Below are 20,942 nucleotides of genomic sequence, written 5' to 3'. Positions count from 1 at the left end.
GTTTGGGTGGGGTCCCAGATGAGTGGTCCTTGTATCTGGGGTCTTCCTCGGACCATGCGGATTTTCCATCCGGCGGTGTCGATGGTGTGGTGGTGGTACCAGCATAAAAGGGTGCCGTTGTCGATGTTGGTGGGTCCGTTTTGCTGCCAGGGTGTGACGTGGTGTACTTCGCACCAGCGGGCGGGGATGGTGCAGCCGGGGATGATGCAGCCCTCGTCGCGGGCGGCAATGGCAGCGCGTTGCCTGGGGGTGAAGCAGCGGAGTGTGTCGCCGAGGTTGAGGACGTTGCCGTTCTGGCCGAGCAGTACTTGTTGGTAGCCGCCGGCGCAGATGAGTTCACTGACGCGGCGGAAGCTGAGGGGGGCGTCGACGCCGTCGATCCAGCCGACGCCGCGGCCGTGTTCGAGGTCGACCGCGTTGATGTGCACCATGACGGTGGGGGCGGCGCCGCCCATGGTCGGGGTGTGGGGGTCGCGGGCGGCGAATTCGAAGATGGTGCGGAGGATGTCGGCGCGTTTCTCCCCGCCGGTGCGACGGTCGCCGTCGAATCTGTCATCGCCGCTGAACGGTTCGTCACTGAACGGCTCAGTGCCGGTGCCCACACCAGGTTCGCCGTTGAGCAGTTCGGTTGGCAGAAACCTGGGCGTGGCCGACCGTGCCGACAGGTAGGTGTCGAACAGGGTGTCCATGATGCCGCGGAGTTCGGGGGTGACGTCGGCGCGCAGCGGGTAGAGCCCATTGCGCAGCAGCCCGAACGTGAGGGTGCTTATGGCCTCGACGGCGTCGTCGTTGGGGGCGGTGCCGTCGGGGTCGAGCCGGCCCTGCCATTCCAGGGCTTGGGCCTGTAGCAGGTCGGGCGCAAAACGGATCCCCGCGCCGGGCAGCCCGGCGGTCTCCGGGGTGATGGCGCCGGTCGCCGAGGCGACGAGGGCGCGTTCGACCCGGTCGAGGTCGTCCTGCCCGACCCGGCCGTGCAGGCCGGTGAGGGTGGTGGCGATGATCTCGGCCGACTCGATGCCGAGGTCGCCGCTGTTGAGGCTGGCGGCGATGACCCGGTAGCGGGCCGGCACCGGCAGCCCGAGCGGCGTGCGTTCCACCGCGGTCTCACCGAGCTTGAGGCGGCGTTTGGCTTCGCGGGCGGAGATGCCGGCGAGGTGGCTGATGAAATCGACCCGGTTGCGGCATCCGTTCCTGTAGGCGAGCGACCCGGTGCCGAGGTCGGTCTCGGCGCGCGCACCAATGTCGGTGGTGGCTCGGAGCCTGGCCCCATCAACCTTGCGACCGAGAGCTTCCAGGGCTGCCATTACCGCGATGGCTTCGGTGTCGTCGAGGTGACCAAACCGCACCCCATCCAACGCCTCAGCCAGAATCGCACCGGCTTGGGTAATTGCCGCGACCCGAGAAACCTCGGGATCCGGCACGGAGCCGGCTGCGGCGGGCGGGGCGGTGAGGGTCATGGCGACGGTGCCTCCTTCACCCACAATTCTAGCCCAAATCACACCTGAAAGCGAGAGAAACTCAGTTGAATGCTGATGTTTTATAAGAGTTGTCTACGGGCCGCGAGGGCGGGTGAATGCTCGCTGAGCACATGCTGACGCAACCATTTACCCGCTCTCGAGGAAACTGGCGCCGGAAGCTGGAGGGGAGACGTACCGGTGGCTTGGTACCGTTGAGGCACACGGATGTCGGGAGGCCCAGATGACCATCAATTCACCCCAGGGTCGCCGGCAGTCGGCGCGCCTCCCCGAACAGGCGCCCGTGTCGACCCCGCCCAAACGTCGCGGCGGCATCGCCCGCGCCGCACTCATCGTGGGCGTCAGTGCCTTCGTCACTGGCTGGATTCCGATTCTGGGACTGCTGCTGGGCGTCGCCGGGATCGTTCTCGGCATTCTGGCAGTGCGCAAACCGGGCGGTAAGCCGTTCGGCCGCGTGGGATTGATCGGCTCAGCCCTGGCCGTGCTCGCCAACGTGTCGGTGACCAGTGTGATCGTGATCTCGCTGGTGAACTCGGGGATTGGCACGGCGATCCTCAGCGACGCGCAGCCCATTGTCACCCCCTGCTATTCGTTCAACGGTCCCGTCGGCTACATCAACAACCAGTCCGCAGAGAAGACGGAGGGCTGCGTCACGTCCCTGGAATTGCGGGGCGAGTACGACTCCAATGGTGAGATCAACAACACCGGGGTGGGCAGCATTCTCGGCAGCGTGCTGGTGGAACCCGTGCCGGTTGCCAGCACCGACGCATGGGCTCCGAGCGGACGTCTCGACGACATGGTCGATTTCTTGAACCGGAGCTATTTTCCCGATGCGGGCGAGGTCACGAGTTTGCGGGAGGCCGTAAGTCTCGACGGCGTCGAGGCCAACCTCACACGCCTGACGAGCACCGCCGAAAAAACCCAGACCAAAGCGTTCCTCACCGTCTTCGCCCCGGAGCGCTATCAGTCAGCCGGGGAACCGGTGAGGTTCTTCGTGATCTCCTTCGTCATCCCCGATGACAACGGCGAGGAGATCATCGCTGCCGCCGCGGATTCCTGGCGTTGGCTTTAGCGACCGGCACTAACCGAAGGCCTCGACGATGGGACGAAACTTCATTTTCGTCTCGGCTAGCTCACGGTCAGGGTCAGAGTCCAGTACGATCCCGCAGCCGGCGTAGGCCGTGATCGCGCCGGTCGGGGCCACTTGGGCGCAGCGCAGGGCAATCGCCCACTCGCCGTCGCCGTCGGCGCCGACCCAGCCGACCGGCCCGGCATAGCGGCCACGGTCGAACGGTTCGAGCTCACGAATCAGCGCAAGAGCTGCGTCGGTGGGAGTGCCGGCGACTGCAGCCGTCGGGTGCAACGCCGCGATCAGGTCGAGGGACGTCGACCCGTCGCTCAGGGTGCCTTCCAGGTCGGTTGCGAGGTGCCAGAGGTTCGGCAGCTTCACCGTGAATGGGATCTCACTCGTCGCGAGCACCGAGGTATGTGGGCGCAGCGACTTGAGCACGCTTTGCACGGCAAACTCGTGCTCGTCGCCGTCTTTCGAAGACGTGGCCAGGGTGAGGGCAGCCTCGCGGTCGTCCTCGGCATCCGCTCCCCGCGAGATGGTGCCGGCCAGCACCCGGGCGTTGACCGAACCGTTGTCGGCACGAATGAGAGTCTCCGGGCTCGACCCGATAAGTCCGTCGATGGCGTAGGTCCAGCAGTCCGGATACCCGAGCGCGAGCTTGGTGATGGCGCGGCGCAGGTCGGACTCGGCCGGTACCCGCCCAACGAGATCACGCGCCAGTACGACCTTATTGACCTGTTGGGCCCGAATGGCCTCGATGCCCGAGCTGACCGCTGAGCGGAAGTCGTCGGACGGCAGCGCGCCGGGCAACAGCACGATGCGATACTCGTCGCCAAGCGGATGCAACACCAGCGGGATTTCCGGGGCGCTCTGGTCGCTTGCCCAGATGCGGGTCACCCAGCACTGGCCGTCGTCGCGACCGACGATGATCTCCGGCACGATGAGCACGCTGGTCTGCGTGGATGACGCATCGAAGGCGAACGCGCCGAACGCCAGCAACCCGGTGCCGGTGCGGGCGAGGGGGTCGGTCACGGTGGCCAAGGCGACGACCTGTTTCCAGGCGGCCGCGGCATCCGTCATGCGGGTAGGGCCAGAAAATTCGAGCCGAAGCGCGCAACCGATGCCGGCCAGACCCTGATTGCGACGCATCCAGAGCAGGGGCGCGCGGCCGTCCAGCAGCAGGATCAGTTGGCGGATATCGGCTATCGGGGAGGTTTCGACCGTCAAGGCCTGCACATTCACTTCTGTAGCCTACGCCCGCGTCTCAGCGCCCCGGCAACCGTGCAGTATTTGCCGGGTTGCGCATCCTAGAATGATGGGGTGAATAGAGCAGACCTGAACAAACGGCCCGCGCAGGTGGCTGCCATGTTCGACGAGGTTGCCGCCCACTATGACCGCACGAACGCGCTGCTGTCGGTCGGCAACGCGTCGCTCTGGCGCGTCGCGACAACCCAGGCGGTCAACCCGCAAGCGGGCGAACGCATTCTCGACATCGCCGCCGGAACCGGAACGTCCAGCGCTGCCCTCGCCCGCAGTGGCGCTCACGTCGTCGCCGCCGACTTCTCGGCTGGCATGATCGCAGTCGGTACAGCCCGTCACGCGCACAACGCGAACATTGACTTTGTGCAGGCCGACGCCACGGCGCTGCCGTTCAAGGACAACGAATTCGACGCCGTCACCATCTCGTTCGGACTGCGCAACGTGGTCGAACCGAAGAAAGCGCTCGACGAGTTCTACCGGGTAACCAAGCCCGGCGGCCGCGTTGTCATCTGTGAGTTCTCCACGCCGCCGCTGTCGCTCGTGCGCCGGAGCTACTTCGCTTACCTGAACCATGTCATGCCGAGGGTCGTGCGGCTCGCCTCATCGAACGCCGAAGCCTACGACTACCTGGGTGAGTCCATCGCGGCGTGGCCGACCCAGCCGGTATTGAGCGGATGGCTGCGCTCGGCTGGCTATTCCGCGGTCGCTTACCGCAACCTCACGCTCGGTATCGTGGCCCTGCACCGCGGAACCAAGTCCTGACCAACTCGATAGGCAGACTCACGTGAAATTCAGAGCCCCCGTGATTCGACGCAGCGCGTCGGTGACCAGCCAGGTGGGCCTCGGCGACCGTATTTTCTCAACTCCCGCCGACCGTGGCCTGGCCGCGAACATCGATGCTGGCATCGAAAAGGTGGAAGCTGCGCTGATCGACGAGCTCGTCTACGCCAATGAAATCGCCACCGTTACCAGCCGCTACCTGCTGAACGCGGGCGGTAAGCGGGTGCGCCCTATGCTCGCGCTGCTCACCGCGCACCTGGGCGAGGGCGTGGTGCCCGATGTGATCACCGCGGCGACGGCCATCGAACTGACCCACCTGGCCTCGCTCTATCACGACGACGTCATGGACGACGCCGATAAGCGCCGCGGCGTGCCGAGTGCACAGACCGTGTGGGGTAACTCGATCGCGATTCTGACCGGCGACCTGCTGTTCGCTCGCGCCAGCCAGCTCATGGCCCGGCTCGGCGAACGCGCGATCAAACTTCAGGCGACCACCTTTGAACGCCTGGTGCTCGGCCAGTTTCAAGAGACGGTCGGTCCACGCGCCGGCGACGACCCGGTCGAGCACTACATTCAGGTGCTCGCCGGTAAGACGGGTTCGCTCATTGCCGCTGCCGCTCAGGGCGGTGTGGTGTTCTCCAACGCCCCGGCCGCGTATGAGCAGCCCGTGGTGGATTTCGGCGAGAAGATTGGCGTGGCCTTCCAACTCATCGACGACGTGCTCGACCTGTCGCCGCAGCCGAAGGAGACCGGCAAGGTGCCCGGGACCGACCTGCGGGCCGGTGTCGTCACTCTTCCCCTGCTTCGGTTGCGGGAGCGCGCTGTGAGCGATGGGGCATCCGCTTCGCTGCTCGAACGCCTTGAACGGGACGTCATGGTCGACGGTTCCGCGCTGACCGAGGCGGCCGACACCGCGATCACCGCGCTGCGCGAGCACGTTGTCACCGCCGAAACCCTCGCCGAGGCCCACGGCTGGGCCCGCGACGCCGTCGCAGCCCTGGCGCCACTACCCAACGGTTCGGTCAAAAAAGCTCTCACCCGATTTGCCGAGACCATCGTCGAGCGCTCCAGCTAAACCCCAATCGAGGGCGTGCCGGGTGCGTTTCTTCGCGCGGCCCGCTCGCGCAGTAAGGAAAACCTCAGTGACCAAATTGAGACTGGCCATCGTCGGCGCCGGACCGGCCGGAATTTACTCCGCCGATATTCTGCTCAAAGCCGAGCGCAACTTTGAGGTCTCAATTGACCTGTTCGACCACCTGCCGGCACCGTACGGACTGGTGCGATACGGCGTCGCCCCCGACCACCCCCGCATCAAAGGCATCATCACCGCGCTGCGCGGCGTGCTCGACAGCGGCGATATCCGCGTGTTCGGCAACGTGCGGTTCGGCGTTGACATCACCCTCGACGACCTCAAAAAACACTACAACGCGGTCATCTTCGCGACCGGCGCCGTGCAGGACGCCGACCTCAACATTCCGGGAGCATCACTTGACGGCTCGTACGGCGCCGCCGACTTCGTGAGCTGGTTCGACGGGCATCCCGACGTGCCGCGTACCTGGCCGCTTGAGGCGCGCGAGATCGCCGTGATCGGCAACGGCAACGTGGCCCTCGACGTATCCCGCATGCTCATCAAGCATGCCGACGATCTGCTACCGACCGAGATTCCCGCGAACGTCTATGACGGCCTCACGGCGTCGCCGGTAACCGACGTGCACGTATTTGGGCGCCGCGGGCCGACATCCGTGAAGTTCACGCCACTGGAATTGCGTGAGATCGGCGAGCTGAATGATGTGGACATGATCGTCTACGACGAAGACTTCGTCTACGACGAGGCAGCGACGGCCGCCGTCGCGAGCAACAAGCAGGTCTTCGTGATCGACAAGACGCTGAACCAGTGGCGTGCCCGCGAGACCGGTACGGCCAGCCGCCGCCTGCACCTGCACTTCTTCGCCAAACCGGTCGAAATCGTCGACGACGGCGCCGGCCGGGTAGCCGCTTTTCGCTGGGAGCGCACCATAACGGATGGCGCAGGCGGCGTCGTCGGCACCGGCGAAATTCGCGAGATCCCGATTCAGGCCGTCTACCGGGCGGTTGGCTATTTCGGTTCAGAACTGCCCGACGTGCCCTTTGACAAGAAGCGCGGTGTGATTCCAAACCGCGAGGGGCAGGTGCTGCGCCGCGACCCTTCGGCTGGCACCGGCGGGCTGTTCAACCAGCAGATGTACGGCGTCTACGTGTCCGGCTGGATCAAACGTGGCCCGGTCGGCCTGATCGGCCACACCAAGAGTGACGCGATGGAAACCATCCGGCACCTGATCAACGACCTCGGCAACTGGTGGCGCCCCGAGTTCCCGTCGGAGGAGAGCATCGTGAAACTGCTCGACGCGCGCGGCGTGAAATATACCGGCCTCGACGGGTGGCACAACCTCGACCAGCATGAGCTCGCGCTCGGTAATGCCGTGGGCCGCACCCGTATCAAGGTCGTGGGCCGCGACGAAATGGTAGCCGTCTCCCGAGCCGAGTGACCACGGTCCGGACCCGGACCGTGCGCCCGGTTTGCAGTAGGACCGGGCCCCTCGCTGCTAGCGGAAGTTGGTGAACTGCAGGGCCACGTCGAGGTCTTTGCCCTTGAGTAGTGCCATCACCGCCTGCAGATCATCGCGGCTCTTCGAGCTGACCCGCAATTCGTCACCCTGAATCTGGCTCTTGACGCCCTTGGGGCCCTCGTCGCGAATGATCTTGCCGATCTTCTTCGCGTTCTCCTGGTCGATGCCGGCCTTCATGCTCGTTTCGATGCGGTACTCCTTGCCGGAGGCGAACGGCTCGCCGGCATCGAGGCTGCGCAGTGAGATGCCCCGCTTGATCAGCTTGGCCTCGAACACCTCGAGGATCGCCTTGACGCGCTCCTCCGTGTTCGCCTTCATGAGCACCTTCTCGCCGCTCATCGCGATCGAGGCTCCCACGTTCTTGAAGTCGTAGCGCTGTGCGACTTCTTTGTGCGCCTGGTTGAGGGCGTTGTCGACCTCCATCGGGTCGACCTTGCTGACGATGTCGAAAGTTGAATCTGCCATTCCCCCATGGTATCCGACCGACGAGGGCGCAAAAAGTGTCGGATTGACAGTCTGCGCGGACCCTTTCTGAACTCTCATTCCGAGGCGCACGCTGGGACACGGACGCTCGCAGCGCCGCTGATTTCTCGGTGAGGCGTTTCGTCTTGTATTGTTAACCCGCGTCTCCGGTCAAGTGATTACACCTGGTCGGGAGCGCCTGGCGAGTTACCCAAGCGGCCAAAGGGATCTGACTGTAAATCAGACGGCGTAGCCTTCGTGAGTTCGAACCTCGCACTCGCCACCAGCAGCACCATCAGGCAGGCCCTCGGGCCTGCCTGATCTGGTTGTGCAGCTGCCTGTAGCGTGAGGGCATGACGCATCCTGCCCCGACCGAGCTGCTTGATCTTGCGCGCACCGTCGCCCTCACCGCCGGCGCACTCGCCCACCGGCGCCGTGGCGAGGGGGTCGAGATTGCCGCCTCGAAGTCGTCACCCGAAGATATCGTCACCGCTGCCGACCGCGAGGTCGAGCTGCTCATTCGCGGCCTGCTCGCCGACGCCCGCCCGAACGACGGGTTCTACGGCGAAGAATCCGACGCGACTCGCGGCACAAGCGGGCTCACCTGGGTGGTCGACCCCATCGACGGCACCGTCAACTACCTCTATGGCATCCCGTTCTACGCCGTCAGTATCGCCGTCGTGCAGGGAGACCCCGACCCGGCCAGCTGGAATGCCCTCGCGGGTGCGGTCGTCAATCCCGCCCTCGGCGAGGTGTTCACCGCATCGGAAGGCTCGGGTGCCTGGCTCGGTGATCACCGCCTGCACGTGAATCACGACGTGCCGCTCTCGCTCGCACTGGCCGGCACCGGCTTCAGCTACGAGGCAGCCCGGCGGATGTGGCAGGCGAGCATCGTGAGTGGTCTCATCGGCCAGGTGCGGGACATTCGTCGTATCGGTTCGGCCGCACTCGACCTCTGCTCGGTCGCCTGCGGTCGCCTCGACCTCTATTTCGAACGCGGACTCAACCCGTGGGACCACGCCGCCGGCGGCTTGATCGCGCGCGAGGCAGGTGCTCAGGTCGGCACTCTGCAAGCGGATGACGAGGGTCGCGCGCTGCTCATCGCCGCCGCGCCCAGCCTCTACGGTCAGTTCGAACCCGTTCTCGCCGGCCTGTTCGAACGCTTCCCATTTGACGCGCAAGCCCGATGACATCGTGCCCATATACCCAGTTGGGGTGTGATTGGCGACCTTTCTCTGGTAATCTCGGGGTTGCGCGTTTTCCTTGATCAATTCGTTACATGGGCATGTCGTCACTGAGCGTTATCGAGTACGAGCACCTGATCCCGTCCGCTATGCCGAAAGATGCACCTTGTCACGTCACACTGCTTCCTTGGACACCTCCGTGTCTGACAAGAGTGTCGGCACCGTGTTTCCCCCGGCAGTGCCGGCAGCCCTGACCCGCCGCCAACTGCGCGAGCGCGAGCGGGTGGCTTTTTCTGCTGCGGCGCCGGCGCCGGTCGACGACCACGTCGTGCGCCTCAGCCCCGCCGCTGACCTGATCGTGGCCGCCGATCTGACCGAACCCGACCTCGAGCCGGCCGTCATCCTCGAGAGCGATCGCATCATCGCTGCGGTTCCGGTCGCCGACGCCGAACCCACCGACTTCGAGAAGTTGTTGGCTCCCGGTCTCACTCAGTCGATTCCAACGGTGATTCCCGCTGTCGGTGACCGTCCCCGCCGCCGCCACCGTATCGACCAGTCGGCCGGGGAAGCCTTCGCCCCAGCGCGCGCCTTCGTTCCGGCCGGGTCGCTGCCCCGTCGCGCACCCCGCGATCGTGCGCTCGGCAGCACGGCGCGCAAGCGTGCGGCCACGGGCGCCTCGATACTCGCGATGTCGTTTGTGGCGCTGATGGCCGTGGCAACGTCCATTCCGGCGGAGGCGTTGCTGTCCTCACAGGACGTACGGGCATCCGCCTTGGAAGCGCAGCGTGTTCTGCCAGCCGAAGAGGCGCAGACCATGGACCCGGCCGGTGGCGACACCGTCACTGTCGAGCGCGACGGCTACGAGTCGAGCACCATCGCTGAGATTGCCGCTGCGAGCGGTATCCGCATGGAAGACACCTTCACCAACAACCCGAACGGCACCATTCAGTGGCCGTTTGCCGTCGGCGTGCACGTCGGCGACCAGATCGGACCGCGCAGCTGCGCCGGCTGCTCGGCCAATCACGGCGGCCAGGACTTCAACCCGGGCGTGGGCGCGCCGATCCAGGCCATTGCCGACGGCGTGGTCAGTTCCGCTGTAGACGGCGAAGCCAGCCTCGGCGTGAACATGATGATCGACCACATGATCGACGGTCAGCTCGTCACGAGTGTGTACGCGCACATGATCCACGGATCGATGCTCTTCAAGGAGGGCGACGTGGTCAAGGTCGGCCAGGTCATCGGCAAGACCGGCAACACCGGAATGTCGACCGGCCCGCACCTGCACTTTGAAATTCGCGAGGGTGGAATCACCGGCACCAAGGTCGACCCACTCGCCTGGCTCTACGCCAACACGAACTAGCCCGCCGGCCTACTCGGGCTCGACGCGCCCGCGCATAAACGACTCGAGCAGGCCCCTCGGCAGAGGAAACGGCGGCAGGCCGTCGAAGCTGAACAGGTCGGCCCCGTCGGCATCGACGGACTCAAGCTCGACGACCTGGTCGTGCAGCAACTCCATCTTCACATCGAGGCGATTGGCGGCATCTGCTGCCTGCCGCAGGTCTTCGACCAGCGTGTCGGGCACAGCGCCGTTGTACTTGTAATAAATCTTGTGTTCAAGGCTCGCCCAGAAGTCCATGGCGATCGTGCGAATCTGAATCTCGACCGTCACCGGCTGCACGCGGTCTGTCATGAACACCGGAATGGCGACGATCAGGTGCAGGCTCTGGTACCCATTGGCCTTCGGTGCGTGAATGTAGTCCTTCTCGTGCAACACTGTGACGTCTCGTTGCCCAGCAAGCAGATCGCGGATGCGATAGGTGTCTGAGATGAAGCTGCAGGTGATGCGAATTCCGGCGATGTCCTGAATATTGTCGCGAATGCCGGTCAATTCCAGCGGGAACCCCTTGCGGACGGCCTTTTTGAGGATTCCCTCCGGCGACTTGAGTCGCGAGCTGACGTGCTCGATCGGACTGTAGTCATGAATGGCGCTGAATTCCTCCTTCAAGATGTTGATCTTGGTCAGCATCTCGTCGGTCGCGAACTTGTACGACATCATGAATCGGGTCAGTTCGAGTTTCAGCTCCCGCATGGCAACGATCGTCGACACGGTGCTGGGCACGACGGCGCTCACCAGGGGAGCGCCGTCATCGAGCTGGTCGGACGGTGCGGTCATACCTGAACGGAGCGCAACCAGGCCGTAGCATCTCCCGGCAGGGTGCGGCCGGTGAGCTCTTCGCTCGCCAGTACTACGTCGCCAGCGGGCAGCTGAACGGATGTCGCGCCCGTGTTGGCCACGATGATCACGTCACCGTTGCGGTACGCCACCACCTCGGGGCCGAAGCCAGCGAGCCACACGACCGTGCCGGCGGCGAGGGCATGCTCCCGGCGCAGGCGCAGTGCCAGCTTGTACAGCTCGAGGGTCGATCCGGTCACGCCGTCTTGCTGGTCGCGGGCGAGTGCAGCCCACTCGGCCGGCTGCGGCAGCCAGCTCTTCGCGCCGGTGCTGAAGCCGAACGATTCGCCGGCGGCTTCCCAGGGAATCGGCACCCGGCATCCGTCTCGCCCGTACCGTTCGCCGTTGGTGCGAAACCAAGTGGGGTCTTCGCGGGCGTGATCGGGCAGGTCCACGGCTTCGGGCAGGCCGAGTTCCTCGCCCTGATACAGGTAGCTCGAGCCCGGCAGGCTCAACATCAGAGCGGATGCCGCCCGCGCGCGTCGCAGTCCGAGCACCGTGTCGGGCAGCCCGACCGTCTCCGGGCCGATGCCGTGTCCCTGCAGGTTCTCGCCGGTGAGGGCAAGCCGGGAGGCGTGGCGCACCACGTCGTGGTTGGAGAGCACCCAGGTGCTCGGCGCGCCGACGTTGCCGAAGGCTTCCAGGGACTCATCGATGACGCTCTTGAGCAGCGGGCCGTTCCACGGGGTTTCGAGGTAGGCGAAGTTGAAGGCCTGGTGCATCTCGTCTGGACGCACCCACTTGGCCATCTGGCTGAGCGGGTCGACCCAGGCTTCGGCCGCGAGCACGCGGTCGCCGGGGTAGGCGGCGAGTACCCGGTGCCAATCGCGGTAGATCTCGTGAACACCGTCCTGCGCCCAGTACGGGGCGGTCAGCGGCGTTTCGGCGGTGATCCCCGGCTCGAGAGCGGATGCCGGAGCCCCGCCCATGCTTCCACCCTCAGCGGGAGGCGTGTAATCGGGGAGGCCGGGAGCCTTGATCATGCCGTGCGCGACATCCACCCGAAAGCCGTCGACGCCGCGGTCAAGCCAGAAGCGCAGCACCGCGCGAAACTGCTCGCGCACCCACTCGCTGTCCCAGTCGAAGTCAGGCTGGCTGCTGTCGAACAGGTGCAGATACCACTGGCCGGGGGTGCCGTCTGGGTCGGTCGTGCGGGTCCAGGCGAGGCCGCCGAAGACGGACTCCCAGTTGTTCGGGGGCAGCTCGCCGTTCTCGCCCTTACCGTCGCGGAAGGTGTAGCGGCCGCGTTCCTCGCTGCCCGGGCCGGCCGCGAGGGCCGCCTGGAACCAGCCGTGGTCGCTCGAGGAGTGGTTGGGCACGATGTCGACGATGACGCGAATGCCGAGGTCGTGAGCGGTGCGTTGCAGCGTCTCGAAGTCGTCGAGGGTGCCGAACAATGGGTCGACGTTGCAGTAGTCAGCGACGTCATAGCCAGCGTCGCGTTGCGGAGACGTATAGAAAGGAGAGAGCCAGATGGCGTCGATGCCGAGATCTTTGAGGTGGGGCAGTCGCGCGCTGATGCCGGCGAGGTCGCCCATGCCGTCACCATTCGCGTCGGCGAAGGATCGCGGGTAGATCTGATAAATAACGGCTGTGCGCCACCATTCGGTGCCAGGGGTCAGTTCGATGCCAGTCATCCTAAAATGCTACGGCATCCTCGCTGGTGCCTGTAGCGTGGTGGAAGTGGTCCTAAGTTCGCTGTCGGGGTGATAATGTTTCTAGGTTGCCAAAAACGCGGCAGTGCTACCGTTTTGGTTGTTCTGCCCCCTTAGCTCATTGGTAGAGCACTTCCTTGGTAAGGAAGAGGTAGTGGGTCCGATTCCCACAGGGGGCTCAGGCTTGGAAGCGAACAGCCGACAAGTCGCGGCGGGGTAGCTCAGTTGGTTAGAGCACACGGCTCATAATCGTGGTGTCGCGGGTTCAATTCCCGCTCCCGCTACACATAAAGGCCCTTTGACCAGGAATTCTTTCGGTTAGAGGGCCTTTCTTTTTGCCCGGATGCTGGCCGACTCCGCTCTAAACTCCGCTTTAGGTCTGAGTTCCGGCAGTCGGTCTCCCTCGGCTCTGATAGTCAGGGCTGGATGTGTTGTGTGCACTACTGGCCCGATTCGGGCGGCTGCCCGTTCAGCAGCCTCGACCAGTGTCGCCCCCCCCGAACTCCCTCAGTGCGGAGAGATGTTCATCCCTGCCCCGCGCGGCGAAGGAGCAGGAACGTGAGGTCGCACAAATAGACTTCAACGCGTCGAAGTGTGTTCGCAACGACGATCACCCCGGATGTCATTGCAGTACGGATCTCAGTGTCCGTCGATTCCAGAATATCGTGCTCAAGCAGATCCTTGAGCGTCGCTCTTCTGCCGTGCATCGCGCCGCTCGTCAGTCCTCAGAATCGTGTATGGCTGCGGGCTGCAGAATTCCTGCGCGGCGGCTAGTCTCGTCGCGATTGACGGTGCCCCTAGGCTCGCGGCTCGCGAGGCCAGGACGCGCATCCCGCTGAGCCTCCAGCATGACCTGGACCGGGTCATTTGGTGGGAATTTCACCGATAGTCGGGCGAGCTCATTCGACGCGTTTACGGAATCCCGACGTCCCTCCAGCGCTGCCTGGAGCGATCGCAAAACACGAGGGTTGCGCGAGGTCGGTCCGAGAAGCCAAAACCCTGTTCCAATCATGTCAAGCGCACTGCGAAGCAGTCCGAACTACGCGAGCGAAGGTCACCGGGAATGGCAGGTCGAGCCAGGCGAGCAAGTCTGCGCGGCGCGCTAGCAGGGCACGCGCGGACGGGTATTGCCACTCCGTGGTCCGCGCATCCTCGCTCGTGAACCTGTTGACGTCCTGGAGAAAATTTTCCCGTGGCGCCCAGCCGGGGCCGTGATAGAGCGAGTCGATCTCGGTGTGCTGTCCGCCGGTGATCGCTGCGATCCGTGACGCGAGCGTCGACTTTCCTACGCCACAGACGCCGGCGACGAGTACGCGGCGAAGGCGAGGCGGAAGGGAGTCTTGTGCGCGCAACACCTGTTGAGCGTAAACCTTTAGGGCCGACCCGATCCGATCCGGAGCTGTGGACGCTCAAGGTTGCGCCAATGGGCAGTGTTCGGTAGTCGATCAATCATTCCCACGGCCGCCCTGTCTGGTGGCCAGCGACCGTGCCCGACTTCGCGCGAGCGGAAGTTCGTGGCGGGGGTACCCCTGTAGACTGCAACAGGCACCACGCAGTCGCTCCAGTCCTGCGCCGGAAGGCCGTAGGGGGAGTTGTTGACCGGGAGTAACCCAATGACGGGTAGGGCACTAGCCGACGACCGGGGCGCGGTGCTCGTCGTCGATGACGACGAGATGATCGTGGGCCTGGTCGAGCAAGGGCTCCTCGCAGCCGGCTACCGCGTCACGACGGCCTCCAGCGGCGCCGAGGCGCTGGAGAGACTGGCTGAGGCGGTCCCGGACGTCGTCGTCTCCGACGTCAACATGCCGGACATGGACGGCTTCACCCTCGTGCAGCGACTGCGCGAGGACCCCCGACTGCGTTCCCTGCCCCTGTTGTTCCTCACCAGCCGCGCGGAGGCCGCGGACGTGGTGTCCGGCATGCGTCTCGGCGCGGACGACTACCTCACCAAGCCCTTCGACCTGCCGGTCCTGGTCGCTCGCGTGGACGCCAAGCGGCTACGGCCACCGGTGCCTGCTGACCGACTGCGGACTGACCGTCGCACGGGGCTGGCCTCGTCCGCGACGTTCATGGACGAGCTCGACCGGGAGCGCGAGCGGGCGCTGCGCAGTGGCCGCTCGGGGCACTTGGCACTGCTCGGGCTGAACGAGTCCGCGAGCATCCGTGCGCGCTTCGGGGAGCGCGGGGTCGACGAGGTGTTGCGGCAGGTCGCCGATGTGCTCGGCGCCGTGGTCACGCCGCTGGAGACGGCCGGCCGTACCCCCGATGGCGGCTTCGGGCTGCTGCTGCCGGAGACGTCGTCGGACGACGTGCGCGACCTGCTGCAGGGACTCTCCGAACGCCTCGCCGGCCGCCGCCTGGACGTCGAGGGCTCCAAGGTCAGCGTTACCCCGCTCGTCGGATACGTCCCGCTCGACGCCGTCCAGTCGGCCAAGCAGGCGGTCGAGCAGGCCGGTGCGGCGCTCGAGCACGCGCAGATGCACCTCGATCTGCGGCCGATCGCGTACCGTCCCGAGATGCTCGCCGAGGCCGCGGCACCGCGCCAGCCTCGGCCGCTTCTCGAGCGGCTGCGCACGCCGTGCCAGGTCGCGCTGACGTTCGTCATAGGCATTGTGCTGCCGTACTTCGTCTACCTGTTTGCTGACCGCGCGGGTTTCGACATCACACCGTTCGCCTACCTCGTCGTCGTCTTCTCACTGCTGGTGACAGGGATCGCGATCTGGGTCGAAGGACTGCTCGCCCTGAACCCGGCGCAGCCGCCTCCCGCACCAGAGGAGCAGGACGGCGGTCCGGCGTACCCGCCTGCGAGTGCAGTCATCGCGGCGTACCTGCCGAATGAGGCCGCCACCGTCCTGGAGACCGTCGAGGCCTTTCTGAGCGTGAACTACCCCGGCGACCTGCAGGTCGTGCTTGCCTACAACTCGCCCGTCCCGCTCCCGGTAGAGCGCGTCCTCGGCGAGCTCGCGCAGCGCGAGACGCGCTTCACTCTGCTCAAGGTGGAGGGGAGCACGTCCAAGGCGCAGAACGTCAACGCCGCCCTGCAGATCGTCACTGGTGAGTTCACTGGTGTCTTCGATGCTGACCACCTGCCCGCGGCAGACAGCTTCGTGCGCGCCTACCGCTGGATGGCCGATGGGTACGACGTCGTGCAGGGCCACCCGGTAGTACGAAACGGCGACGCCTCCTGGGTAGCGCGAACCGTAGCGGTCGAGTTCGAGATGATCTACGCAGTCAGCCACCCCGGCCGGGCGAAGCTGCACCAGTTCGGCATCTTCGGCGGGTCAAACGGCTACTGGCGCACGCAGCTGCTGCGCGAGACGCGCTTCCGCGGCTCGATGCTCACCGAGGACATCGACTCTGCCCTGCGGGTCGTCGAAGCCGGCTACCGGATCGGCTCCGACCCGTACCTCATCAGCCGCGAGTTGGCGCCGACGACGCTGCAGGCACTGTGGGACCAGCGGATGCGCTGGGCGCAAGGGTGGTTCCAGGTGTCCCTGGGCCACCTCTTCGGGGCGCTGCGCAACCCCGGGCTCACGCCCAGACAGCGGTTCGGCTTCTTCTTCCTGCTGGGCTGGCGCGAGGTCTACCCCTGGCTGAGCGTCCAAATGTTCCCGCTCATCGCCTTCTACGCCAATCGCGCCGGCGGGCCGCAGCACCTCGACTGGTTCGTCCCGGTGTTCGTCCTCACGACCATCTTCACGCTCAGCGTCGGGCCGTGGCAAACGTTGTTCGCGTATCGCCAGGCCGATCCGGAGATCCGCTCCCGCACGGCGTGGTTCTGGCTGTACCTCGTGGTTGCCTCGGTCTTCTATACCGAGTACAAGAACGTCATCGCACGCGTCGCGCAGGTGAAGCAAGCCATGCGCGAGAAGGCCTGGAAGGTGACGCCCCGGGCCGCAGGGACAGGGGGGGCGCCGGAGGGCGGACTCACCGCGCAGGCTGTCGGACCAGCGGCCAACGACCCCGAGCACCCGGCGGACGAGCCGCTGGTCCCGCCGCCGCTGCCCCACCACACGACTTCCCCAAGCCGTACGTCGTGACCACCTCACGCGAGCACACCCGCGTCAAGGCGCTGCGGGCGCTAGCGCTGCTCGACCAGCCGGGCCAGGAGCGCTTCCGCCGGATCGTGGATCGTGCGAAGCATCTGCTGGACGCGCCGGTGGTCTACATCAATCTCGTCGACGAGACGCAGCTGTGGGGCGTGGCCTGCACCGGACAGACCGACCCCGCGCTGGATCACGACGCGTCGTTCTGCCACTTCGTCGTCGTCGACGACGCCCCGGTACTCGTCGGCGACGCATCCACGGACCCGCGATTCTGTGACAATCCGCTCGTCGTCGGCCCTCCCCGCCTGCGCGCCTACGCCGGCTACCCGCTGCGCTGGGACGGGCAGGCTGTGGGAACGCTATGCGCCTTCGACGTCGTGCCGCGCACGTGGAGCCGCGCGGACCTGGAAGTCCTGGCCGACATGTCCGCCTGGGCCGAGCTCGAGCTCGGCGCCGAGGAGGTGCAGCGCCGGCTGGCTGCCGCTGAGCTGGCACAGCGGCTCACAGAATCCGTACTGCGTTCGGCGGGCGACGGGATCTGCGCGACGGACGGGGAGGGCCGGCTGGCGCTCGTCAACCCCGCGGCGTGCGACCTGCTCGCGGCACCGGCCGAAAAACTGCTTGGCCAGCCGCTGCACGAGTTGCTGCACCCCCAGGACAGCTCGTGCTACGACGACGACTGTGCGCTCGGCGCGGCGCTGCGCTACGAACAGGTGCTCGTCGGCGTGGACGACGCCTTCCGTCGGCAGGACGGTGAGGTCTTCCTGGCGCAGCTTTCGTTTGCGCCGTTGCGGCAGGACGACCGGACAGCCGGCGCAGTGCTGGTCTTCCAAGACGTCAGCCAGCGACGGGAGGTGGAGCGGCTCAAGGACGAGTTCGTCTCGGTGGTGAGCCATGAGCTGCGCACCCCGCTGACCTCGATGCGCGGCTCGCTCGGCCTCCTCGCTGCCGGGGTCGTCGCCGAACTGCCGCCCGAGGCGCAGTCGCTTGTCGACATCGCCCTCACCAACACCGACCGCCTCAGTCGGCTCGTGGCCGACATCCTCGATCTCGAGCGCCTGTCCGCGGGGCACATGCACGTCGTGCGCCGTCCTCACCGGCTGAGCGACCTGGTCGCGCTGGCGCTCGCAGCCGTAGAAGGGATGGCCGCTCAGGCCGGCGTTCGACTGGAGCAGGAGACCTCCGACGACATTTGCTGGGGCGATGCCGACCGACTCGCCCAGGTGCTCGTCAACCTCCTCGGCAACGCCGTCCGCTTCAGCCACTCCGGCAGCGCGGTCCGCATCACCGCCCGGATGCGAGAGGGTGAGATCCGCTTCGAGGTGTGCGACAAGGGCCGTGGCATCCCGCCCGACCGGGTCGAGCAGATCTTCGAGCGCTTCGTGCAGGTCGACGCGAGCGACGCCCGCGAGAAGCAGGGCAGCGGCCTCGGGCTCACCATCTGCCAAAGCATCGTGCATGCGCACGGCGGCCGCATCGACGTCGACAGCATCCTCGGGCATGGCTCCACGTTCACGGTCGTGCTGCCGCAGCGCAGGCCGCGGAACGGGACGTGGACCGGCCCCCTCCGGCGCAAGGAGGAGACGTGACGCGCTGCGTGCTCGTCGTCGACGACGAGCCGGACATCCGCGCAGTCGCCCGACTCAGCCTTGAGCGAGTCGGTGGCCTGCGGGTGATCGAGGCGTCCTCCGGCATGGAGGCGCTAGATATAGTTGCCGCCTCCCAGCCGGACGCGGTCCTTCTCGACGTGATGATGCCCCGCGTCGACGGCTTGACAACGTATGCGCTGCTGCAGGCCGACCCGCGCACCCGCGACATCCCGGTACTCCTGCTCACGGCCCGGGCCGATGCTGCCGAGCGAGAGCGGTGGCTGGCCGAGGGCGTGCGTGGCGTGCTGGCGAAGCCCTTCGACCCGATGGAGCTGCCGCGTCTGGTGTCCGAGTCGCTGGGATGGGAACCGTGATCGACCCGGTCGACGGTTTCCTCGCCGAGATGTGGGAGCGGTACGGGTACCTCGCCGACCAGCGCGTCGCGGCACTCGAGCGGTACGTCGAGGCCGGCGGTGGAGACCGCTCGGGCGATGTGCTGGCCGACGAGGCCGAGTCCGCCGCCCACAAGCTCGTCGGCGCGTTGGGCAGCTACCGCCGGCCCGGATCGGAGCAGGCCGCGGTTGTCGAGCGGCTGGTGCAGTCGCGCGCTCCGCTCGACGACGTGGCTGCGGCCGTGCGCGAGCTACGCCGGCTCGTCGGCTGAGGTCCAGCGTCGACGCAGTTTCAACGGCAGCTCCTGAGCTGGTTCATGACCCCAATGCCAGGGCCCACGGCGTGGGCCAGCCACTCCCAAACGCCATTCCCCCGAGACTCCGGAACTTCGGCGAATTGTAGCCAACCTACGTCCGTGGACGTCCCGCTGACGAACCGTTGCTTAGGTGCTGGCGATCGCAGCGCTTCGGTGCATCGGGCGAGCACGCGGTAGATTGGCCGGTCAACGGACCAACTCGAGTTTCGTGGGTCAACAGCCAACGCGACGATGCTCACTCTCATCCTTCCTTGGCGACACTGCTTGGAATTCAGTATGGAATTCTGCCGCGCGGCATCACCACGATCAGGAGCGTTGCGATCAGCCCGAGGACCAGAGACAGCAACCACCAGATCAGTCGACCGCGTCCCTTCGACTCAGCAAGGCCCGCGTTCACGAGCGTCAGCGCGAACTACCATCCACCAATCGTTGCTTGATTGCCAATGTCCATGGCCTCATGATCGCAGACACTCAGCCACGGAGAATCAAGCGAACAGCCGACAAGTCGCGGCGGGGTAGCTCAGTTGGTTAGAGCACACGGCTCATAATCGTGGTGTCGCGGGTTCAATTCCCGCTCCCGCTACATATAAAAACTCTTTGATCAGGTGTTTCACTGGTCAGAGGGTTTTTTTGTGCCCATGAATGACCCGGTCATGAACAAGGCACTCATGCGCAGCGCAGTCGGAGGTGCACTGTCTCACGCTCGCGGCGACAGTTAGCAGCAGCTCTCGTGCTCGAGGGGGCGTTCACCGGTCAGTGTCGATACCGGTGTCGCGCAGGTGTCACCTTTCCACGCTTCGATACCTTCTCGGATCGCGAAACCGGCAATCACGAGTGCGGCGATCGCATCCGCCCAGGCCCAGCCGAGCAGGCTGTTCAGTAGCAACCCGATGAGGAGCGCAGCCGAGAGGTAGGCGCAAAGCAGGGTTTGCCTGGAGTCGGCGACAGCGGATGCGGAGCCGAGCTCTCGGCCGGTGCGACGTTCGAACCAGCTGAGGCAAGGCATCACCATCAGGCTGACCGCCGCGAGCGCAATTCCGACCGGGCTGTGTTCGGGCGTGCGCAGTCCAGTGATCGACAGCGCTGCGTCGACGGTGACGTACGCGGCTAGAGCAAAGAAGGAGAAAGCGATCACCCGCAACGCGACCTTCTCGCGCTGCTCCGGTTGCGGCGCGGCGAACTGCCAGGCGATTGCGGCGGCTGAGAGCACCTCCACGATCGAGTCGAGGCCGAAACCGATGAGCGCTGCTGACGATGCGATGGATCCGGCAGCGAGAGCGATGACCGCCTCGATGAGGTTGTACGTTATGGTGAACGCGACGATCCAGCGGATCCGCCGCTGCAGGAGACGTTTGCGCAGCGGGCTGAGCACCCGACCAGCACGCGTTGAAGTTGCGCTCATCCGCCGGCCCCGCAACACAGCGGGACGTTGCAGGCGACGTCCGTGCATTCGTCACCGTCATCGACAGCGAGGACCACGTCGACCAGCGCGACCAGCGCATGTGTCAGGTGCGGGTCTGCGATCTCGTACCGCGTTGCGCGGCCTTCCGGGGTCGCCGCGATGATGCCGCACCCGCGCAGGCAACTCAGGTGGTTGGACACGTTCGAGCGGGTCAGTCCGAGGTTCTGTGCGAGCTGGCCGGGATACCCGGGGGCGTCGAGGAGGCTCAGCAGGATTTTGGACCGGGTCGGATCCGCCAGGGCCCGGCCGAGCCGGTTCATGACATCCACCCGTGACGCAATAGTCAGCATGCACTGACGTTACAGTGATGGCTGACTCATTCGCAAGTGCTCGACAAGCATCGGCACGGTCCGTACCACTGCCCCTGGAGCAGGTCATCGCCCACGGACTCGCCGCGGACGTGCTGCCC

17 protein-coding genes and 4 tRNA genes are annotated in these 20,942 nt (G+C 65.8%); 14 read left to right on the top strand and 7 right to left on the bottom strand.

The window, feature by feature from the left end; all coding sequences use genetic code 11:
- The coding region (locus E3T50_RS08335) for an HNH endonuclease signature motif containing protein (protein WP_134551389.1) at window positions 1-1,457 on the bottom strand (1,457 nt) is incomplete at its 3' end.
- Window positions 1,458-1,698: 241 nt separating this feature from the next.
- On the opposite strand from E3T50_RS08335, the gene E3T50_RS08330 reads away from it, so the two are divergent.
- Window positions 1,699-2,547 (top strand): hypothetical protein, encoded by an 849-nt coding sequence (locus E3T50_RS08330; protein ID WP_134551388.1) that lies wholly within the window; start codon window positions 1,699-1,701, stop codon window positions 2,545-2,547.
- A gap of 9 nt (window positions 2,548-2,556) precedes the next feature.
- On the opposite strand, the gene E3T50_RS08325 is transcribed toward E3T50_RS08330, so the two are convergent.
- Window positions 2,557-3,789 (bottom strand): isochorismate synthase, encoded by a 1,233-nt coding sequence (locus E3T50_RS08325; protein WP_241990821.1) that lies wholly within the window; start codon window positions 3,787-3,789, stop codon window positions 2,557-2,559.
- A gap of 78 nt (window positions 3,790-3,867) precedes the next feature.
- Between E3T50_RS08325 and ubiE the strand changes: the two genes are divergently transcribed.
- The 3 genes from ubiE to E3T50_RS08310 all read left to right on the top strand — a co-directional run bounded on the left by ubiE (window position 3,868) and on the right by E3T50_RS08310 (window position 7,112).
- Window positions 3,868-4,569 (top strand): bifunctional demethylmenaquinone methyltransferase/2-methoxy-6-polyprenyl-1,4-benzoquinol methylase UbiE, encoded by a 702-nt coding sequence (gene ubiE, locus E3T50_RS08320; RefSeq protein ID WP_134551387.1) that lies wholly within the window; start codon window positions 3,868-3,870, stop codon window positions 4,567-4,569.
- A 22-nt stretch (window positions 4,570-4,591) separates the two neighbouring features.
- Window positions 4,592-5,662 (top strand): polyprenyl synthetase family protein, encoded by a 1,071-nt coding sequence (locus E3T50_RS08315; protein WP_241990820.1) that lies wholly within the window; start codon window positions 4,592-4,594, stop codon window positions 5,660-5,662.
- Window positions 5,663-5,729: 67 nt separating this feature from the next.
- A complete protein-coding gene (locus E3T50_RS08310; RefSeq protein WP_134551386.1) occupies window positions 5,730-7,112 on the top strand; it encodes an FAD-dependent oxidoreductase in 1,383 nt (460 codons plus the stop codon).
- Between the two features lie 57 nt (window positions 7,113-7,169).
- On the opposite strand, the gene E3T50_RS08305 is transcribed toward E3T50_RS08310, so the two are convergent.
- Window positions 7,170-7,658 (bottom strand): YajQ family cyclic di-GMP-binding protein, encoded by a 489-nt coding sequence (locus tag E3T50_RS08305; RefSeq protein ID WP_104083098.1) that lies wholly within the window; start codon window positions 7,656-7,658, stop codon window positions 7,170-7,172.
- Between the two features lie 198 nt (window positions 7,659-7,856).
- On the opposite strand from E3T50_RS08305, the gene E3T50_RS08300 reads away from it, so the two are divergent.
- The 3 genes from E3T50_RS08300 to E3T50_RS08290 all read left to right on the top strand — a co-directional run bounded on the left by E3T50_RS08300 (window position 7,857) and on the right by E3T50_RS08290 (window position 10,199).
- Window positions 7,857-7,941 (top strand) — tRNA-Tyr (locus E3T50_RS08300).
- Window positions 7,942-8,008: 67 nt separating this feature from the next.
- Complete coding sequence (locus E3T50_RS08295; protein ID WP_134551385.1) at window positions 8,009-8,845, top strand: inositol monophosphatase family protein; 837 nt, start codon at window positions 8,009-8,011, stop codon at window positions 8,843-8,845.
- A gap of 193 nt (window positions 8,846-9,038) precedes the next feature.
- Window positions 9,039-10,199: a M23 family metallopeptidase gene (locus tag E3T50_RS08290; protein ID WP_134551384.1), complete on the top strand. Its 1,161-nt coding sequence runs from the start codon at window positions 9,039-9,041 to the stop codon at window positions 10,197-10,199.
- 9 nt (window positions 10,200-10,208) lie between these two features.
- Here E3T50_RS08290 and E3T50_RS08285 read toward each other — a convergent pair whose 3' ends face one another.
- Together E3T50_RS08285 and E3T50_RS08280 are read right to left on the bottom strand one after the other, a co-directional pair.
- Entirely contained in the window at window positions 10,209-11,012 is an 804-nt protein-coding gene (locus tag E3T50_RS08285) for a GTP pyrophosphokinase (protein WP_174844742.1), read from the bottom strand.
- Window positions 11,009-12,709 carry a glycoside hydrolase family 13 protein gene (locus E3T50_RS08280; RefSeq protein ID WP_134551383.1) on the bottom strand — a complete coding sequence of 567 codons (1,701 nt, stop codon included), beginning with the start codon at window positions 12,707-12,709 and terminating at the stop codon, window positions 11,009-11,011. Before E3T50_RS08280 ends, E3T50_RS08285 begins: the two co-directional genes overlap by 4 nt.
- A gap of 125 nt (window positions 12,710-12,834) precedes the next feature.
- On the opposite strand from E3T50_RS08280, the gene E3T50_RS08275 reads away from it, so the two are divergent.
- The 7 genes from E3T50_RS08275 to E3T50_RS08240 all read left to right on the top strand — a co-directional run bounded on the left by E3T50_RS08275 (window position 12,835) and on the right by E3T50_RS08240 (window position 19,654).
- Window positions 12,835-12,906 (top strand) — tRNA-Thr (locus tag E3T50_RS08275).
- Window positions 12,907-12,937: 31 nt separating this feature from the next.
- Window positions 12,938-13,011, top strand: a tRNA-Met gene (locus E3T50_RS08270).
- 1,365 nt (window positions 13,012-14,376) lie between these two features.
- Window positions 14,377-16,767, top strand: a complete 2,391-nt coding sequence (locus E3T50_RS08265; RefSeq protein WP_198417964.1) for a response regulator — start codon at window positions 14,377-14,379, stop codon at window positions 16,765-16,767.
- Entirely contained in the window at window positions 16,764-18,362 is a 1,599-nt protein-coding gene (locus E3T50_RS08260; protein ID WP_166784239.1) for an ATP-binding protein, read from the top strand. Before E3T50_RS08265 ends, E3T50_RS08260 begins: the two co-directional genes overlap by 4 nt.
- Window positions 18,359-18,736 carry a response regulator gene (locus tag E3T50_RS08255; RefSeq protein ID WP_134551380.1) on the top strand — a complete coding sequence of 126 codons (378 nt, stop codon included), beginning with the start codon at window positions 18,359-18,361 and terminating at the stop codon, window positions 18,734-18,736. Before E3T50_RS08260 ends, E3T50_RS08255 begins: the two co-directional genes overlap by 4 nt.
- Window positions 18,724-19,026, top strand: coding sequence for a hypothetical protein (locus E3T50_RS08250; protein WP_134551379.1), 303 nt, complete (start codon window positions 18,724-18,726; stop codon window positions 19,024-19,026). The genes E3T50_RS08255 and E3T50_RS08250 overlap by 13 nt, the downstream gene beginning before the upstream one ends.
- A 554-nt stretch (window positions 19,027-19,580) precedes the next feature.
- A tRNA-Met gene (locus tag E3T50_RS08240) sits at window positions 19,581-19,654 on the top strand.
- A 132-nt stretch (window positions 19,655-19,786) separates the two neighbouring features.
- Here E3T50_RS08240 and E3T50_RS08235 read toward each other — a convergent pair.
- Together E3T50_RS08235 and cmtR are read right to left on the bottom strand one after the other, a co-directional pair.
- Window positions 19,787-20,473 carry a cation efflux transmembrane domain-containing protein gene (locus E3T50_RS08235; RefSeq protein ID WP_134551378.1) on the bottom strand — a complete coding sequence of 229 codons (687 nt, stop codon included), beginning with the start codon at window positions 20,471-20,473 and terminating at the stop codon, window positions 19,787-19,789.
- On the bottom strand, window positions 20,470-20,823 hold the full coding sequence (gene cmtR, locus E3T50_RS08230; RefSeq protein WP_134551377.1) for a Cd(II)/Pb(II)-sensing metalloregulatory transcriptional regulator CmtR: 354 nt from the start codon (window positions 20,821-20,823) through the stop codon (window positions 20,470-20,472). The genes E3T50_RS08235 and cmtR overlap by 4 nt, the downstream gene beginning before the upstream one ends.
- Window positions 20,824-20,942: the final 119 nt, after the last annotated feature.

It is taken from the genome of Cryobacterium gelidum (assembly GCF_004403985.1).
In the GTDB taxonomy this organism is placed as follows: Bacteria; Actinomycetota; Actinomycetes; order Actinomycetales; family Microbacteriaceae; genus Cryobacterium; species Cryobacterium gelidum.
Note: the sequence above shows the minus strand (reverse complement) of the source record. Positions and strands in the feature narration are given on the sequence as shown.

Coding starts and splice junctions, on each gene's coding strand:
- E3T50_RS08330 (WP_134551388.1), top strand. CDS start 1,699: ATGACCATCAATTCACCCCAGGGTCGCCGGCAGTCGGCGCGCCTCCCC.
- E3T50_RS08305 (WP_104083098.1), bottom strand. CDS start 7,658: ATGGCAGATTCAACTTTCGACATCGTCAGCAAGGTCGACCCGATGGAG.
- E3T50_RS08295 (WP_134551385.1), top strand. CDS start 8,009: ATGACGCATCCTGCCCCGACCGAGCTGCTTGATCTTGCGCGCACCGTC.
- E3T50_RS08285 (WP_174844742.1), bottom strand. CDS start 11,012: ATGACCGCACCGTCCGACCAGCTCGATGACGGCGCTCCCCTGGTGAGC.
- E3T50_RS08280 (WP_134551383.1), bottom strand. CDS start 12,709: ATGACTGGCATCGAACTGACCCCTGGCACCGAATGGTGGCGCACAGCC.
- E3T50_RS08250 (WP_134551379.1), top strand. CDS start 18,724: ATGGGAACCGTGATCGACCCGGTCGACGGTTTCCTCGCCGAGATGTGG.
- E3T50_RS08235 (WP_134551378.1), bottom strand. CDS start 20,473: ATGAGCGCAACTTCAACGCGTGCTGGTCGGGTGCTCAGCCCGCTGCGC.
- cmtR (WP_134551377.1), bottom strand. CDS start 20,823: ATGCTGACTATTGCGTCACGGGTGGATGTCATGAACCGGCTCGGCCGG.